This is a genomic window from Streptomyces caeni (assembly GCF_042678285.1).
GTDB lineage: Bacteria > Actinomycetota > Actinomycetes > Streptomycetales > Streptomycetaceae > Streptomyces > Streptomyces caeni.
In genome coordinates this window covers 1-15,117 of sequence record NZ_JBHUDX010000110.1, presented here as the reverse complement: position 1 = coordinate 15,117, position 15,117 = coordinate 1, and the positions used below count along the sequence as shown (strand labels likewise).

Genomic DNA, 15,117 nt, shown 5'->3' with positions numbered 1-15,117 from the left:
GGCCTGTCAGGTGCGGCCTTCCCGCTCCTGCGCGTCCGCCGGCTCGGCGGACGGGGCCGCCCGGCGGGCGCGTACGACGGTGAAATCCGCCCGTTCGGCGTCCTGACAGACCAGTTCGTCGTCGACGAGGACACGGACCTCCCGGTCGCGGGCCAGCCGGCGCAGCACCTCCAGCTTGGTGACACGGGCGGGCCTGCGGTCGTGGTCCGGCCGCATGTACAGGCGCCCCCCGGGGCAGCCCGTGGGCGGCGGGCCAGTCGGGGGTGTCGCGCCGGCAGCGCGCGGGCCGCCCGGTCAGACAGACGACCTCGTGCTCCTCAGTGCTCTTCAGCGCCGGCGCGACCCCCTCGGCCAGTGGGGGATCCTGCGGCGCGGCGGCGGAGAACGCGTCCCGGTCCCGCGGTCGTATCTGCAGGAACCGCTGCCGGTGCGCGGTGTCGGCGAGGGTGTTGTCGAGATCGAAGACGGCGACCGGCCTGCTGCTGTTCGTCACACGGCCCACTGCGGGGAAGGGCCGTGGCGGCGGACCGCGGGGCGGGCGGCACCGGGTCAGGGCTTCACGGCGACCGCGCCGAACTGCGGCACGACGGCGGCGGAGCCGGAGCCGGCCCGCCATCGTGCACAGGAGACGAGGCCCGGCTCCAGTACCTCCAGGCCGTCGAGGAAGGACATGACCTCCGCCCGGGTACGGGCCGTGATGGGCGGGGTCGCCTTGTCGTTCCAGAACCGCATCGCCTCGACGTTGCCCTGCCCGCCGAGGTCGGCGTCCGTGGTGGGATGCGTCAGGGCGAGGCAGCTGCCCGAGGGGAGCGCCGACATCAGCACACGGACGATGTCCTGCGCCCGGGCGGTGTCGAGGACGAAGTTGAGGATGCCGAGCAGCATGACGGCGACGGGCCGACCGAGGTCGAGGGTGGCGGCCGCACCGCGGATGACGGCCTCCGGGTCGTGGACGTCCGCCTCGATGTAGTCGGTGGCTCCCCCGGGCGCGCTGGTCAGCAACGAGCGGGCGTGGACGAGCACCACGGGGTCGTTGTCGACGTAGACGATCCGGGAGCCGGGCGCGACGCGCTGGGCGATCTCATGGGTGTTGTCGAGCGTCGGCAGCCCGGTGCCGATGTCCAGGAACTGCCTCATCCCTCGCTCGGCGGCCAGGTGGCGCACCGCGCGCCCGAGGAACTCCCGGTCGGCGCGCGCCACATCGCGGATCACCGGGAACATCGCCGCGACATGGTCCCCGACCTGCTGGTCGACCTCGTAGTTGTCCCGCCCGCCGATCCAGTAGTTCCACACCCGCGCGTTGTGGGCCACCTCCGTGTTCAGCCGGACCGGCCCACTCGACGGACGATGGTGCTCACTCATGTGCCTCTCCCCTCCTCGCGACCCGTGCGGCGTCGGCGGCCGTGCGCTCCTCGCGGTGGCCCGTCGCCCCCGCCCGCCGCCATTCTGCCGTCGGATGATCACGACGTCCGGGGTTTCGGCGGAACGGGCGGCCGAGGGGCGGGAGGCGTCCGGTCCCCGAGCAGGTCTCCCCGCCGCCGTCTGGCCCGTGCCGGGACGGGTACGCGAAAGGGGTCGGAACTCTCTGGGGAGATGACTCGGATGCTCTTCGTCGGACTGCTCCTCCTCGTGGCCACCGGCGCCTTCGTCGCTCTGGCGATCGCCGGAAACCTGTCCGGTGGCCCCGACTACACCGTGGCGGTGCTCGATCACCCCATCGCGACCATGAACTCCCTCGCCGTCTTCAGCGCCGGGCTCGTCCTGGCGCTGCTGTTCGCGCTGGGCCTGGCCACGGTCGTGAACGCGGCGACACATCCCCGGCACGGCGGCCGCGGGCGGCACCGGGCGCGCCGGACCACCGCGGCCGACGAGACGGCGGGACCCGAAACCCGTCCTTGAGGGCCCCTGTCACCGCGGCGCGGCACGGTCACCCGGGCCCGGCGACGCCGAAGAGGCACGCCAGCCGCTCCAGCGGTGGACGGTGACCTCGATGACCGGGCCGTCCGGCGGGCCGTCCCGGTACTGGCGGTACTTCTCCGTCAGCAGGCCGACGGCGGCCTCGTACGCCGTCCGGTCCGGCTCCGCGGCGGCATCGGGCGGCACGGTCCGGGCGCCCCCGTCGGCCCGGACCCACCACAGCCGGCTCCAGTCCTCGCCGTAGGCGTCCGCGAGCAGGCACACGGCCGGCTGGACGGCGATGTTGTGCAGCCGCTTCAGCCGCCGGGAATCCTTGGGCTTGCGGTCGATGGCCATGACGATCCCGTGGTCGCCGCGGCCGGCGAACACGACCGGTACGAGATGGGGGCGCCCGGCGGAGTCCACCGTGGCCAGCCGTGCGACCCGGGCCTCGGCGAACCGCCGCCGTGCCTCGTCCTCTTCCATCCGCGGCACTGCCGCTCCTCCTCCCTGTGGGCTGCCGGTGGGCGATCCGGCTTCTCACACCGTCTCACCCCTGGTACGGCGCGGCCGCCGGGCGACTCGCCGTCGGCGGGGCCGGACCATCACGTCGCACCCTGGGCCGAGCCGTGGCCCCGCGCCCGGCGCCGGTCCGGCTGTCGCGGTGCCCGGGGCAGGGGCAGACTGGAAGGGCCGCCGGTTCCGCACCGGCGGGCCACCGGTCCTGGTGTTCGCCGCCACGGCGGGCCCGGCCGCCCAGCGGCCACCCGGCCTGCCGACCGGGCAAGGAGGCCGTCGTGGAATTCGACGTGATCGTGGAGATCCCCCAGGGATCGCGCAACAAGTACGAGATGGACCACGCACTGCACCGCCTGCGCCTGGACCGGATGCTGTTCACCTCCACCCGGTACCCGGCCGACTACGGTTACATCGAGCACACCCTCGGCCGTGACGGCGACCCGCTCGATGCCCTCGTCCTGGTCGGCGACCCCACGTTCCCCGGCTGTGTCATCGAGTGCCGGGCCATCGGGATGTTCGTCATGAGGGACGAGAAGGGCCCCGACGAGAAGATCCTCTGCGTCCCGGCGCACGACCCGCGGTACACGGGGTTCCAGGACATCGGCGACGTCCCGTCCTTCGACCGGCTGGAGATCACCCACTTCTTCGAGGTCTACAAGGACCTGGAGCCCGGCAAGTCCGTCGAGGGCTCCCACTGGGAGGGACGTGCCCGGGCGTACGCGGAGATCGACGCCTCCCGCAGGCGCGCGGGCGAGGGCTGAGGAAGGGGTCAGCGCTGCCAGTGGGCGAGATGGTGCAGGGCGGCGGCCGTCCCGGTGAATCCGTCGGCACCGAGCAGGGCGCGCAGCTCCGCGTTGAAGCGTTCGACCTCCGGCTGGGCCGAGCGCAGTGCGGCATGCCCCGCCTCGGCCAATCGCACGACCACCGCGCGGTGCTCACTCGGATGCGCCTGCCGGACGACCAGCCCGGCCGCGGTGAGCCGGGCGACGAGCCCGGTGACCGCCGATTCGCGCAGCCCGAGGGCCCGGGCGAGCCGCTGCTGGGTGATGCCCGGCTCGTCCTGGACGGCGTACAGGGCGCCGAGCTGCGCGGTGGTGATCCCAGCGGCGTCCAGCAGACGCCGGTCGGCGATGGTACGCACCTGGTGCGCCGCGCGCTGCAGCAGGAAGAAGAGGCGCTGGTCGGGGTCGGGCATGGTGGCGATGTTGACAGATGTCACCGCCGGACGCCATTGTCACTTCACTAGTGAAGTGAGGTGCTCGTGAGCGGCGTCCCCGACTTGGCGGCAGCCCGTGAGGTACTGAGGGCTCAGCCCTTCAGCACACTTCTGGGCGCCCGGCTGGTGGCCTTCGGCGAGGGCGCGGCCACGCTGGAACTGGACATCCGCGACGACCTGCGCCAGCAGTACGGCTTCGTCCACGGGGGCGTGCTCGCCTACGCCGCGGACAACGCGCTGACGTTCGCGGCCGGCGCCGCGGCCGGCCAGGGGCTGATCACCTCGGGCTTCACCATCGACTACCTGCGGCCGGCCAGGGGAGACGTCCTCCGCGCCCGCGCCCGGGTGGTCCGGGCCGGCCGTACCCGGATCGTCTGCCGCTGCGATGTGTCCACCGTGGACGGCGTCGGCGTGGAGACGCCGTGCGCGGTTGCCCAGGGCACGATCTCGGTGATCGATCCCGTGGGCGCGGCCGGACTCCGCGAGGCGTGATGGCCGGTGAACGGCGCGCACGGCCGGCGCCGACGTCGGCGCCTCAGGGTCGCGGAAGCACCGTGACGCGACGGAAGTTGCACTCCGAGCGGCCCGGACTCGCGGACGAAGGCCACGCCTGGTGGGCCTGCAGAGCCATGCTCACCAGGCTCATCAGCAGATCGATGTCGGTGTCGCAGTCGAGGCGCACGGTCACCCAGCACGAGCCGGGCACCACGCGGAAGGCCGTCGACTCCGCGAGGTTCGCGGAGAAGCGCCGGATGGCCCGGCTGGTGAGGTGGACGTCCGCCTCGTGGCCGGAGTGGAGGTGGACGATCTCGCTGAGCGCGGAGCGAAGTGCCCGCCCTGTACCGCAACCGGCCGGCGCCGCCGTGAGGTCGGGCCAGCCCTCGAGCCGCTCCAGGGCACGCTGAGCCAGAGTCATGGCCCCATCGTCGTGTTCTCACCGCACCGACACCAGCGGTTGAGGGATCCGTAACCGGGACGTGAGGTTGACGGCCGCGCCGGGGCGGCGCCGATGTGGTGCGAGCGTCGCGCCACCGGCCGTCGCCCCGAGGCGGTCCGCGGGTGATGCCCGCCCGGCGCTTCAGAAACCGAGGTCGCCGAGGCCGGGGTGGTCGTCGGGGCGGCGCCCGAGGGGCCAGTGGTAGGCCCGTTCCGACTCGCGGATGGGCAGGTCGTTGATGCTGGCGTGCCTGACCCGCATCAGTCCGTTCTCGTCGAACTCCCAGTTCTCGTTCCCGTACGAGCGGAACCAGGTGCCGGCGTCGTCATGCCACTCGTAGGCGAACCGGACCGCGATGCGGTCGCCGGCGAAGGCCCACGGTTCCTTGATGAGCCGGTAGTCGAGTTCGCGGCGCCACTTGCGGGTGAGGAAGGCGACGATCTCGTCGCGGCCGTGGATGAACTCCGCGCGGTTGCGCCAGCGGGAGTCCGCCGTGTAGGCGCGGGCGACCTTTTCCGGGTCACGGGAGTTCCAGCCGTCCTCCGCCAGCCGCACCTTCTCCACGGCGGTCTCCCGGGTGAAAGGCGGGAACGGGGGGCGCACTTCGTGCGTCATGTCGTCTCCATGGGGTCGGGACGCCGGGCGGCAGCGGCCGACCGACGGAGAGAACGACCGTTCTCTCCATGGGGGACCACGGTAGGAGAACGCTGGTTCTCACGCAAGGGCGCGGCCGTTTGCGCTCCCGGCCCGGCGCGCGACGACCGCTCCCGCGCTCACGCCAGGCGGATGGTCACCTCGTCCTCGACGGGTGGCCGCTGTTCCTGCCGCAGATTGCCGGTCGCCGCGAAACAGCGCAGCCGGATCGCCTCCGGGGCGACGTCCAGGCGCAGGAAGCTCTTGAAGAACGGCGGGCTGTAGGTGGCCGAACCCGGCGAGAAGAGCCGGGTGTAGATCTTCCGCACGGGCAGCCGGAACCGCGACGTACGGTCGGGGCGGCCGCCCGCTCCCAGCAGACCGGCCACGAGACGGGTGCGCCGGGTGATCCGGGCGGACGTGCCCGGGCTGCGGGTCGGGGGGATGCCCAGGCGCTCGGCGACCACGGCGGTCGCCTCCGCATCGGTCAGGGTGAAGAAGCGGCGCAGTCGCAGCCGGCGCCCGTAGAGCCTGCTGTAGAAGGCCAGGGAGTCGCCGCGCAGCGGATAGCAGCGGAAGTCCCGCTCCGTGACGTTCGCGACGGACACGCGCGGGATGGTGTGCGTGGCGTGCATGAACGCCCCGCCGCCGCCGGAGACCACGTACTGGATCGTGCGGCCGTCCACGTCCACCGGGTAGCGCTGGTAGTTGTGGATGTCACCGCCTATCGCCGCGACGAAGCGGTGGTCCGGGTCGCGGACTATGTCGTCGACCGTGCCGCCGCCGTCGATGGGACAGGGGTGGTGCTCGCCGTCCACGTACAGCGGTGAGCCGGTGATGAGGATCTTGGGGCGGGGTCCCCGGGCGGCCTCGCGCAGCCAGCGGCCCTGTTCGGCGTCGATGGTGCCGAGCAGCCCGGTGTCGATTCCTATGATGCGGACGGGTCCGGCGTCGATCGCCCAGTACGGGCCGGGCTGGAGTGCCCGCTGGGCGGGGGCGGAGCGCAACGTCCGTGCCTCGGAGAGGCGTTGCTCGTCCACACGGTGCGGCCTGTGCCACAGCAGCGCACGCAGCCAGGCACGGGTCGGCGGGCGTGGCGCGGGCTCCGGGGCGAGCGGCTCGGCGTCGCAGAAGACGCGCATGAACCCGTGCAGATCCTCGTACCAGTCGTGGTTGCCGGGTATGGCGTAGATGGGGGCCGGGTAGTCCCGGTACGGCCGGAAGAACTTCGTACCGTAGTCGGCCGCGTCCCCCACGGGGTAGATCACGTCGCTGGCCACGATGGCGAACCTCGTGTCCTGACCGGCCTTCAGGAAGCCGGGCACCACGGCGTACTGGGGGCCGTCGCCCTCGCCGGTGTCTCCGAGCACCATGAAGGAGAAGCGGTCCGGGTCGTCACGCCGGATCAGCTTGTCGGCGGGTGCCCCCTCGGCTTCGCACTGCCGCACCCAGCGGCCGCGGGTCCGTCCGGTGGGGTCCCCGAACCAGGAGGCCACCACGCCGTTGCGCGCCGCCCACAGGGTTCTCGGGTCGAGCCAGGAGAGCTTCTCGACCTGACGGGGCATCAATGCGCGGTAGCCACCGGGTTCCGCGGCGCCCCAGCCGGCGCCCTCGGCGGTGTCGCGCGAGGATTCGGATGACGATTCGGATGACGATTCGGACACCGGTGAACCGTAGCAATGACGGGGGCGTGGCCGGACGGGGATCCCACCGTCATCTCCCCTGGCGGTCCGGGGAGTTCACGGCAGGGCCGTATGCCGTGCCGGCGTCCCGGCGTGCCGTCCCGCCCGCAGTCCCACGGACCGCTCGGCGGCGCGGGCCAGGCAGCGCCGGTCGGTGCCGGAGTCCGGCGCGAGCACCGGCATGACCCTGACCTCCGCAACGAGCCGGCGTGCCGAGACGACCCGCCACAGGGACGTCAGCAGTGAGTCGCTGCCCACGAACGCGGGCGCGGTGCTCGCCGGGCCCGCGTCGCGCCGGTAGCGCAGGCGCACCGGCTGGACGGGCACGCCCGCGTCCAGCGCCGCCTGGAAGGCGGCCCGCCGGAAGTGGCCCTGCGCCCGTCCGCACCAGGTACTGCCCTCGGGGAAGACGACGACCGCCGACCCGGCGCGCAGGCCGTCCGCGATCCGGGCGACCGTGCCGGGCAGTGCGCGCAACCGGTCCCGGTCGATGAAGAGCGCGCCGCTGCGCGCGGTCAGCGCGCCGGCCACCGGCCACCGCCGGATCTCGGTCTTGGCGAGCATCCGGCCGGGACGGACTGCGGCGAGCAGCGGGACGTCCAGCCAGGAGATGTGGTTGGCGACCACCAGCAGACCGCCGCGCGGCGGCGCGGACCCGGCGATCCGTACCCGGACGCCCGCGGCGCGCACGACGGTCCGGCACCAGGCCCTGGTGATCCGCTCGCCCGGGGCGACGGGGAACCGCCGGACGGCCGGGAAGCACACGATCCCGGTGACGACCAGCGCCAGGACGGCATGGAGCCGGAGGACGGCGCGCGGGACGGCCGCGACCGACGCCGTGGCGTCCACGCAGGACTGCGGCGAGCACGGCGCGCCGGGCAGCCACGCGCTCGCCGGGGCGGCGGCCGGGTGGGCGGGGACGCGCCGCGGCGTGGACGGGGCCGGGTCGGCCGACAGCACGGCCGCGCTCGCGCCGGGGCCCGCGAGCACCGGCGTGCCCCGGCGCGGCCGCAGGGACGCACCGATCCGGGACATGGGCGTCGCACCGCTGCGAGGCGCGGTCATCACGCCGGGACGAGCGAGAGGAAGTGCCGCAGATAGCGCGGGTTCACCCGGCGCATCGACAGCAGGACATACAGGTCGGCCACGCCGAAGTCCGGGTCGTGGGCGGGCTCCCCGCAGACCCAGGCGCCCAGGCGGAGGTAGCCCCGCAGCAGCGGGGGCAGCTCGGTGCGCCCGGCCGGGGCTGCGACGCCGGGGTGCCAGGGCAGCAGCGGCCGTACGCGGTACTCGGCGGGAGCCAGGTGCCTGGCGCGCACCCGCTCCCACGCTCCCGCGGCGAGCGCCCCGCCGTCGGCGAGCGGCAGGGAGCAGCACCCGGCCAGCCACTCGTGGCCGCCCTGCACCATGTAGCGGGCTATGCCCGCCCAGATCAGTCCGATGACCGCGCCGTCGCGGTGGTCGGGGTGGACACAGGAGCGGCCGACCTCGACGAGCCCGGAGCGGATCCCGGTGAGCGGGCCGAGGTCGAACTCGCCCTCCGAGTAAAGCCGCCCGGCGACCGCGGCCCGCTCGGGCGGCAGCAGCCGGTAGGTGCCCACGACCTGGCCGCTCACCGTGTCGTGGACGAGCAGGTGGTCGCAGTACGCGTCGAAGGCGTCGACGTCGAGGCCCGGCTGCGAAGTGGGCAGGAGGGCGCCCATCTCCCCGGCGAAGACGTCGTGGCGCAGCCGCTGCGCGGCCCGGACGTCGTCCTCGTCACGGGCGAGGGTGACCGTGTAGCGGGTCGGTGCCGCGGTCGGTGGGGGGCTGGCGAGGGCGGAAACGCCGGTCATGGCTCTCTCCTGGTCACGGGCCGGTTCGGCGGGAGCGGCGGACCGGTGTCGTGCGTCCGCCGCCCCAGTTCTGCCGATGCCGGCTGACCTGTGCGTGACCGGCGCGGAGAGAGGGGGTGTGAGGTTGTTGAACGGCTGGGCGTGAGGGTGATGGCGAGCGTCACGCTGCTTGACCGGTCCGTTCGACCGGACCGCGGTCGCGACCGCCCCGACGCCCGCGCCGCGTCCGCACAAGCCCGGCCGGAGCCGCGGCCGGGATTCCCGCCGTCGGAAGCTGCAAAGCCGCCCCGTCCCGGCGGCGCCGCGTCTTCCGGCCGGGCCCTGCCGTCGCATTCCCGTCGTCCGCCCGAGGGGCGGGCCGCGCGGCGTCGTGGGGGCACAGCCCGCGCGAGCGCAGCCGAGCGTGGGGGAGCGTGCTCTAGGCGTGCCGGGCCCTGACCCTCGTACTGGATGTACTCGGGTCTGGACCCGGCGCGGCGAGTGGGGGTGCCCCCTGCTCGAAGAGCTTGGGACGGCGTGCAGGGCGCCGTGGGTGCTGTGCGGGACTTTCGAAACACCCCCTAGCGGCGGCCCGCCTTGCGGGTCGCGCGCAGCCACTCCTTGTTCATGGCGGTGATGGAGACCAGCGGGATGCCCTTCGGGCAGGCGGTGGCGCACTCGCCGGTGAGCGTGCAGCCGCCGAAGCCCTCCTCGTCCATCTGCGCCACCATGTCGAGCACTCGGGTCTCCCGCTCGGGCGCGCCCTGCGGCAGGACGTTGAGATGGTTGATCTTCGCCGAGGTGAACAGCATCGCCGCGCCGTTCGGGCAGGCGGCCACGCAGGCTCCGCAGCCGATGCACTCGGCGTGCTCGAACGCGAAGTCGGCGTCCGCCTTCGGTACGGGCGTGGCGTGGGCCTCGGGCGCGGCACCGGTCGGGGCGGTGATGTAGCCGCCGGCCTGGATGATGCGGTCGAAGGCCGAACGATCGACGACGAGGTCCTTGACGACCGGGAAGGCCGAGGCCCGCCACGGCTCGACGTCGATCGTGTCGCCGTCCTTGAAGGACCGCATGTGCAGCTGACAGGTGGTGGTGCGCTCGGGGCCGTGCGCGTCGCCGTTGATGACCAGCGAGCACGCGCCGCAGATGCCCTCGCGGCAGTCGTGGTCGAAGGCGACCGGGTCCTCGCCCTTGAGGATGAGTTCCTCGTTGAGGGTGTCCAGCATCTCCAGGAAGGACATGTCGGGTGAGACTCCGTCCACCTCGTACGTGGACATCGCACCGTCGGCGTCGGTGTTCTTCTGCCGCCAGACGCGCAGGGTGAGCTTCATGCGTAGCTCCGCTGAGTGGGGTGGACGTACTCGAAGACCAGGTCTTCCTTGTGCAGGACGGGGGCCGTGCCGGTGCCGGTGAACTCCCAGGCGGCCGCGTACGCGAACGCGTCGTCCTTGCGGGCCGCCTCGCCGTCCGGGGTCTGGGACTCCTCGCGGAAGTGGCCGCCGCAGGATTCGGCGCGGTGCAGCGCGTCGAGGCACATCAGCTCGGCCAGTTCCAGGTAGTCGACGATGCGGTTGGCCTTCTCCAGCGACTGGTTGAACTCCTCGCCGGTGCCGGGCACCTTGATACGCCGCCAGAACTCCTCGCGGATCTGCGGGATGCGCTCCAGGGCCTTGCGCAGTCCCGCGTCCGTCCGCGCCATGCCGCAGAACTCCCACATGAGTTCGCCGACCTCGCGGTGGAAGGAGTCGGGGGTGCGGTCGCCGTCGACGGAGAGCAAACGGGCGAGCCGGTCCTGCGTCTCGGTCAGCACCTCCTGGACGGCGGGGTGTTCGGCGGTGACCTCCTCCTGGCGCGGGTTGCGGGCCAGGTAGTCGTTGATCGTGGACGGGAGGACGAAGTAGCCGTCGGCGAGGCCCTGCATCAGCGCGGAGGCGCCGAGCCGGTTCGCCCCGTGGTCGGAGAAATTGGCCTCCCCGATCGCGAACAGGCCCGGGATCGTGGTCTGCAGGTCGTAGTCGACCCACAGGCCGCCCATCGTGTAGTGCACCGCGGGGTAGATCCGCATCGGCACCTCGTACGGGTTCTCCGCGGTGATCCGCTCGTACATGTCGAAGAGGTTGCCGTACTTCTCCTCGACCTTCCCCCGGCCCATCCGCTTGATGGCGTCGGCGAAGTCGAGGTAGACGCCCTGGCCGCCGGGGCCGACGCCGCGGCCCTCGTCGCAGACGTTCTTCGCGGCGCGGGAGGCGATGTCGCGGGGCACGAGGTTGCCGAAGGAGGGGTAGATGCGCTCCAGGTAGTAGTCGCGCTCTTCCTCGGGGATCTCGTTCGGCGGACGGGTGTCGCCCTTGGCCTTGGGCACCCAGATCCGGCCGTCGTTGCGCAGCGACTCGCTCATCAGGGTGAGCTTGGACTGGTGGTCGCCGGTGCGCGGGATGCAGGTCGGGTGGATCTGCGTGAAGCAGGGGTTGGCGAAGTAGGCGCCACGGCGGTGGGCCCGCCAGATCGCGGTGGCGTTGGAGTTCATGGCGTTCGTCGACAGGTAGAAGACGTTGCCGTAGCCGCCCGAGGCCAGCACGACCGCGTCCGCGAAGTGGGTGTCGATCCTGCCGGTGACCAGATCGCGGGCGACGATGCCGCGGGCCCGTCCGTCGATGACGATCAGGTCGAGCATCTCGGTACGCGGGTGCATCTCCACGTTGCCGGCCGCGATCTGCCGCGACAACGCCTGGTACGCGCCGAGCAGCAGCTGCTGGCCCGTCTGGCCCCGGGCGTAGAAGGTGCGCGAGACCTGCACCCCGCCGAAGGAGCGGGTGTCGAGGAGGCCGCCGTACTCGCGGGCGAAGGGGACGCCCTGCGCCACGCACTGGTCGATGATCTCGACGGAGATCTGGGCCAGTCGGTGCACGTTGGACTCGCGCGCCCGGAAGTCGCCGCCCTTGACGGTGTCGTAGAAGAGGCGGTGGATGGAGTCGCCGTCGTTGCGGTAGTTCTTGGCCGCGTTGATACCGCCCTGCGCGGCGATCGAGTGCGCCCGGCGCGGGGAGTCCTGGTAGCAGAACTGGACGACGTGGTAACCCTGTTCGGCGAGCGTGGCGCCCGCGGAGCCGCCGGCCAGGCCGGTGCCGACGACGATCACGGTGTGCTTGCGCCGGTTCGCCGGGTTGACCAGCTTGGCCTCGAAACGGCGCTTGTCCCAGCGCTCGTTGATCGGGCCGGACGGGGCCTTGGTGTCGGTGACCGGCGCGCCGGTCACGTAGTCCGTGTACTCAGAGGATGCGGTCATGTCAGCTCACCACTCCGGTCATGACGCCCACGGGTACGGCGATGAACCCGGCCGTGAGCAGCAGCGCAAGGACATTGGCAACGGTCTTCAGGGCTCGGTCGCGGGTGCGGCTGCCCACGCCGAGGGTCTGGGCCGCGCTCCACAGGCCGTGCCGGATGTGCAGGCCGAGGGCGAGCATCGCCACGATGTAGACGACGTTGCCGTACCACGTGGAGAACGTATCGACGACGTTCTGGTAAGGATGGCCCTCCTGGAAGCCGCCGGAGTGCACGGTGCCCGTGGTCAGGTCGAGGATGTGCCAGACGATGAAGAGGCCGAGGATGATCCCGCCCCAGCGCATGGTGCGGGTGGCGTAACTCGCCTGCGGACGCTTGTGCACGTACTTGCTGGGGCGCGCCTTGATGTCGCGGCGGCTGAGCTGGTACGCCGAGACCGCGTGCGCGACGACGGCGGCGACCAGGACGACGCGGATGAGCCAGAGCGTCCACTCGTAGTGCATGAACGGTTCGCCGACGGTACGCAGCCAGTGGGCGTAGTGGTTGAACTCGCCCGCCCCGAAGTAGATCTTCAGGTTCCCGATCATGTGGGCGAGCAGATACAGCAGCATGATCAGGCCGCTGACCGCCATCACTGTCTTCTTGCCGACGGTGCTGTCCCACACGGTGCGTGCCATCGACGGCCGTCGGTCCGTCCGCGTTGCCAGAGCCATGGGTCAGAACGCTAGGGCCGAAGGTCCCTATCGGTCCAAGACATGGTCCGGCTCGTTTCGATAGGAAGACCCTATGCTGATGGGGTGCAGTTCCAGCAGCTCCAGTACTTCGTGGCCGTCGCCGAGACCCGGCACTTCACCCGTGCCGCCGATCTCGTCCATGTCGCCCAGCCGTCGCTGTCGCAGCAGATCAAGTCGCTGGAGCGGGAGCTTGGGGCGGATCTGTTCCTGCGGGCGCGCGGCAACATCACGCTCACGGACGCGGGCGAGGCACTGCTGCCGCTCGCCCGCCGCATCCTCGCCGACGCGGACACCGCCCGGCACGAGGTGCAGGAGCTGGTACAGCTGCGCCGCGGCCGGGTGCGCCTGGGTGCCACGCCGAGCGTGTGCACGGGCCTGCTGCCAGAGGTGCTGCGCGCCTTCCACGACCGCTATCCCGGCATCCGGCTGCTGATCGAGGAGGGCGGCTCGCACGATCTGGTGCGGGAGCTGGCGCGCGGCGCCCTCGATCTCGCGCTGATCGTCCTCCCGCTGCCCACCCCCTCCCCCGCGCTGACCACCGTGGAGCTGCTGCGCGAGGACCTGGTGGTGGTGTCCTCCCCTGACGCGCCCCGGCCGGGGGGCGGACGGCGCACGGTCCGCGTCGCCGATCTGGAGGGCGAGCGCCTGGTGATGTTCCGCCACGGCTACGACCTGCGGGAACTGACCGTGGCCGCGTGCCGCGCCGAGGGTTTCGAGCCGGACTTCGCGGTGGAGGGGGGCGAGATGGACGCGGTGCTGGGTTTCGTGCGCGCCGGACTGGGCGTCGCCGTGGTCCCGCGCATGGTCGCGACCCGGTCGGGCCGCGGACTGCGCGTCACGCCCCTGGCCCGGCCCGGACTGCACCGCACCATCGCGCTCGCGCACCGCAGCGATGTGGCTCCGCCGCGGGCGGCCAGGGAGTTGCAGCGGATGCTGCTGGAGCGCTGAGCGCCTGCTTCCGCAGGGATTCGGTCGCGTCCCGCGAGGTGACACTCGGGAGGGCGGCAGCCGAACCGGGGGCCGGGTAGGAACGCAACAGAAAGCCGGCTGAGCTGTCAGAATTTTTGACGGACCGTGAGCTGTGCTGCCAGGGTGTGCGTGGTGAGCGATGACCCGACGATCGGTTTCCTGAAGTCGGATGTGGCGCGGTTCTGCGCCGGTCTGGATGAACTGCTCCGGCGATCCGGCTGCGGCTGCTGGGGCGACCGGGACGCCGTTGATCTTGGATCGATTCTCAGAACCCGTTCTCGCTCAAAGAGGTGAGCTGCCCCCTTCTGGGAAATGTTTGTGACAAGATCCAGGGGCATGACGGGCCCTCAAAGGCCTTCCCCGACCGACGCGGACGAAGTCGGGCGCCATCCCTGCCCCCGCTGTGCGGCCGAGCCCGGCTCTCCGTGCCGCTCGCGCGGCGGCGCGGTCGCAGGCACCTACCGCACAGGCCGCTTCACGAAGGTTGCTCGGCTTGTCAAGCCGCTACGGGTGCCGACCCCGGCCGACCGGAGCCCGGGGCAGTCGTGGCGGCCCGGCACCCCGCCCCCGGCGCCGATCGGCCGGACACCCCGAGCGCGGACATCCGCATCGGGTATGCGAGATGCTCGCACCGGAGCCAAGAGCTCCAGTCTCAGCTGGATGCCCTCGCCAAGCACGGCATCCCGAGGGACAAAATCTTCAGCGAGAAGATCAGCACCCGGGTGCGGGTGCGCCCGCAGTTCTGCGGGTGCGCCCGCGGTTCGAGGCTGCGCTCACGGCCGCCCGGGAGATCAAGGCCCATGCCCCGCACTGCCGGGTCATCGTGCACGCTCTGCCGGGCCGAGCGACGAGCGGGGGCCGTCGCCCGGCCCGGTCGCGTGTACGAGACGAAACGGCTGGGACGCGATGCCGCCGAGCTCACAGCCCTTGCGGACCACCTCACCGCGCACGGCCTGGTGCTGGAGATGCTCGCGGGCCCCCTCCAGGGGTTGTACGACCCCAGCGGCGCAGGGAGGCTGTTGTTCGCGTTCTTTGCGGCGATGACGGAGACCGAGCGGGAGAACATCCGGGAGTCGACGCTGGAAGGACTCGGCACCGCGGCTCGCAGGGGCAAGCAGGGCGGCCGGCCCGCGGTCATCACCGACGACATGCTGCACACCGTGCTCCGGCGCCGGGCGAACGGCGAGTCCGTCGAGCAGATCCGGTCCGACCTGATCATCCTTACCGGCAAGCGCAAAGGCCAGAACCCTTCCCTGGCCAGCATCTACCGGCGCTCGCCGAGCACGAGAAGGCCCAGGCATACCCCGAAGCCGTCGAAGCGGCCCGCGCCGACTTCGCCGCTCTGCAGAACGCCGAGCGGCCGGGCGACGGCATCCCCAGCCCCGTTACCTTTTCCGTGGCCCCGCAATGGGGCGCCTGGCCCCCGGGCCCGGTA

Annotated in this window: 16 protein-coding genes and 2 pseudogenes; 6 read left to right on the top strand and 12 right to left on the bottom strand. The window is 72.1% G+C overall.

Going from position 1 to position 15,117, the window contains the following annotated elements:
• Window positions 1-6: 6 nt before the first annotated feature.
• Together ACFSL4_RS33585 and ACFSL4_RS33580 are read right to left on the bottom strand one after the other, a co-directional pair.
• Window positions 7-493, bottom strand: a pseudogene (locus ACFSL4_RS33585) (phosphatase domain-containing protein).
• A 56-nt stretch (window positions 494-549) separates the two neighbouring features.
• A complete protein-coding gene (locus ACFSL4_RS33580) occupies window positions 550-1,362 on the bottom strand; it encodes an SAM-dependent methyltransferase (protein WP_381091383.1) in 813 nt (270 codons plus the stop codon).
• Between the two features lie 231 nt (window positions 1,363-1,593).
• On the opposite strand from ACFSL4_RS33580, the gene ACFSL4_RS33575 reads away from it, so the two are divergent.
• A complete protein-coding gene (locus ACFSL4_RS33575) occupies window positions 1,594-1,899 on the top strand; it encodes a hypothetical protein (RefSeq protein ID WP_381091381.1) in 306 nt (101 codons plus the stop codon).
• A 9-nt stretch (window positions 1,900-1,908) separates the two neighbouring features.
• On the opposite strand, the gene ACFSL4_RS33570 is transcribed toward ACFSL4_RS33575, so the two are convergent.
• Entirely contained in the window at window positions 1,909-2,391 is a 483-nt protein-coding gene (locus ACFSL4_RS33570) for a TIGR03668 family PPOX class F420-dependent oxidoreductase (protein WP_381091379.1), read from the bottom strand.
• Between the two features lie 302 nt (window positions 2,392-2,693).
• Here ACFSL4_RS33570 and ACFSL4_RS33565 point away from each other — a divergent pair, with 302 nt between their 5' ends.
• On the top strand, window positions 2,694-3,176 hold the full coding sequence (locus tag ACFSL4_RS33565; RefSeq protein ID WP_381091377.1) for an inorganic diphosphatase: 483 nt from the start codon (window positions 2,694-2,696) through the stop codon (window positions 3,174-3,176).
• An 8-nt stretch (window positions 3,177-3,184) separates the two neighbouring features.
• On the opposite strand, the gene ACFSL4_RS33560 is transcribed toward ACFSL4_RS33565, so the two are convergent.
• Window positions 3,185-3,634 (bottom strand): MarR family winged helix-turn-helix transcriptional regulator, encoded by a 450-nt coding sequence (locus ACFSL4_RS33560; RefSeq protein ID WP_381091375.1) that lies wholly within the window; start codon window positions 3,632-3,634, stop codon window positions 3,185-3,187.
• A gap of 42 nt (window positions 3,635-3,676) precedes the next feature.
• Here ACFSL4_RS33560 and ACFSL4_RS33555 point away from each other — a divergent pair, with 42 nt between their 5' ends.
• Window positions 3,677-4,123, top strand: a complete 447-nt coding sequence (locus ACFSL4_RS33555) for a PaaI family thioesterase (RefSeq protein ID WP_381091373.1) — start codon at window positions 3,677-3,679, stop codon at window positions 4,121-4,123.
• Window positions 4,124-4,166: 43 nt separating this feature from the next.
• On the opposite strand, the gene ACFSL4_RS33550 is transcribed toward ACFSL4_RS33555, so the two are convergent.
• From ACFSL4_RS33550 to ACFSL4_RS33515, 8 genes are all read right to left on the bottom strand, one after another.
• A complete protein-coding gene (locus ACFSL4_RS33550; protein ID WP_381091371.1) occupies window positions 4,167-4,547 on the bottom strand; it encodes a luciferase domain-containing protein in 381 nt (126 codons plus the stop codon).
• Window positions 4,548-4,709: 162 nt separating this feature from the next.
• Entirely contained in the window at window positions 4,710-5,183 is a 474-nt protein-coding gene (locus ACFSL4_RS33545) for a nuclear transport factor 2 family protein (RefSeq protein ID WP_381091370.1), read from the bottom strand.
• A 158-nt stretch (window positions 5,184-5,341) separates the two neighbouring features.
• Entirely contained in the window at window positions 5,342-6,766 is a 1,425-nt protein-coding gene (locus ACFSL4_RS33540) for a metallophosphoesterase family protein (protein WP_381091368.1), read from the bottom strand.
• A 174-nt stretch (window positions 6,767-6,940) separates the two neighbouring features.
• Window positions 6,941-7,918, bottom strand: a complete 978-nt coding sequence (locus ACFSL4_RS33535; RefSeq protein WP_381091366.1) for a lysophospholipid acyltransferase family protein — start codon at window positions 7,916-7,918, stop codon at window positions 6,941-6,943.
• Window positions 7,919-7,947: 29 nt separating this feature from the next.
• A complete protein-coding gene (locus ACFSL4_RS33530) occupies window positions 7,948-8,718 on the bottom strand; it encodes a GNAT family N-acetyltransferase (protein WP_381091364.1) in 771 nt (256 codons plus the stop codon).
• Window positions 8,719-9,278: 560 nt separating this feature from the next.
• On the bottom strand, window positions 9,279-10,028 hold the full coding sequence (locus tag ACFSL4_RS33525; protein ID WP_381091362.1) for a succinate dehydrogenase/fumarate reductase iron-sulfur subunit: 750 nt from the start codon (window positions 10,026-10,028) through the stop codon (window positions 9,279-9,281).
• Window positions 10,025-11,983, bottom strand: coding sequence for a fumarate reductase/succinate dehydrogenase flavoprotein subunit (locus tag ACFSL4_RS33520; protein WP_381091361.1), 1,959 nt, complete (start codon window positions 11,981-11,983; stop codon window positions 10,025-10,027). The genes ACFSL4_RS33525 and ACFSL4_RS33520 overlap by 4 nt, the downstream gene beginning before the upstream one ends.
• 1 nt (window position 11,984) lies before the next feature.
• Window positions 11,985-12,656: a succinate dehydrogenase gene (locus ACFSL4_RS33515; RefSeq protein ID WP_381091485.1), complete on the bottom strand. Its 672-nt coding sequence runs from the start codon at window positions 12,654-12,656 to the stop codon at window positions 11,985-11,987.
• Window positions 12,657-12,776: 120 nt separating this feature from the next.
• Between ACFSL4_RS33515 and ACFSL4_RS33510 the strand changes: the two genes are divergently transcribed.
• From ACFSL4_RS33510 to ACFSL4_RS33505, 3 genes and pseudogenes are all read left to right on the top strand, one after another.
• On the top strand, window positions 12,777-13,661 hold the full coding sequence (locus tag ACFSL4_RS33510) for a LysR family transcriptional regulator (protein WP_381091359.1): 885 nt from the start codon (window positions 12,777-12,779) through the stop codon (window positions 13,659-13,661).
• Window positions 13,662-13,994: 333 nt separating this feature from the next.
• Window positions 13,995-14,141: pseudogene (locus tag ACFSL4_RS37725) on the top strand (zinc finger domain-containing protein); the annotation flags it as partial.
• Between the two features lie 419 nt (window positions 14,142-14,560).
• On the top strand, window positions 14,561-15,117 hold a 557-nt coding region (locus tag ACFSL4_RS33505), incomplete at its 3' end, for a recombinase family protein (RefSeq protein WP_381091357.1).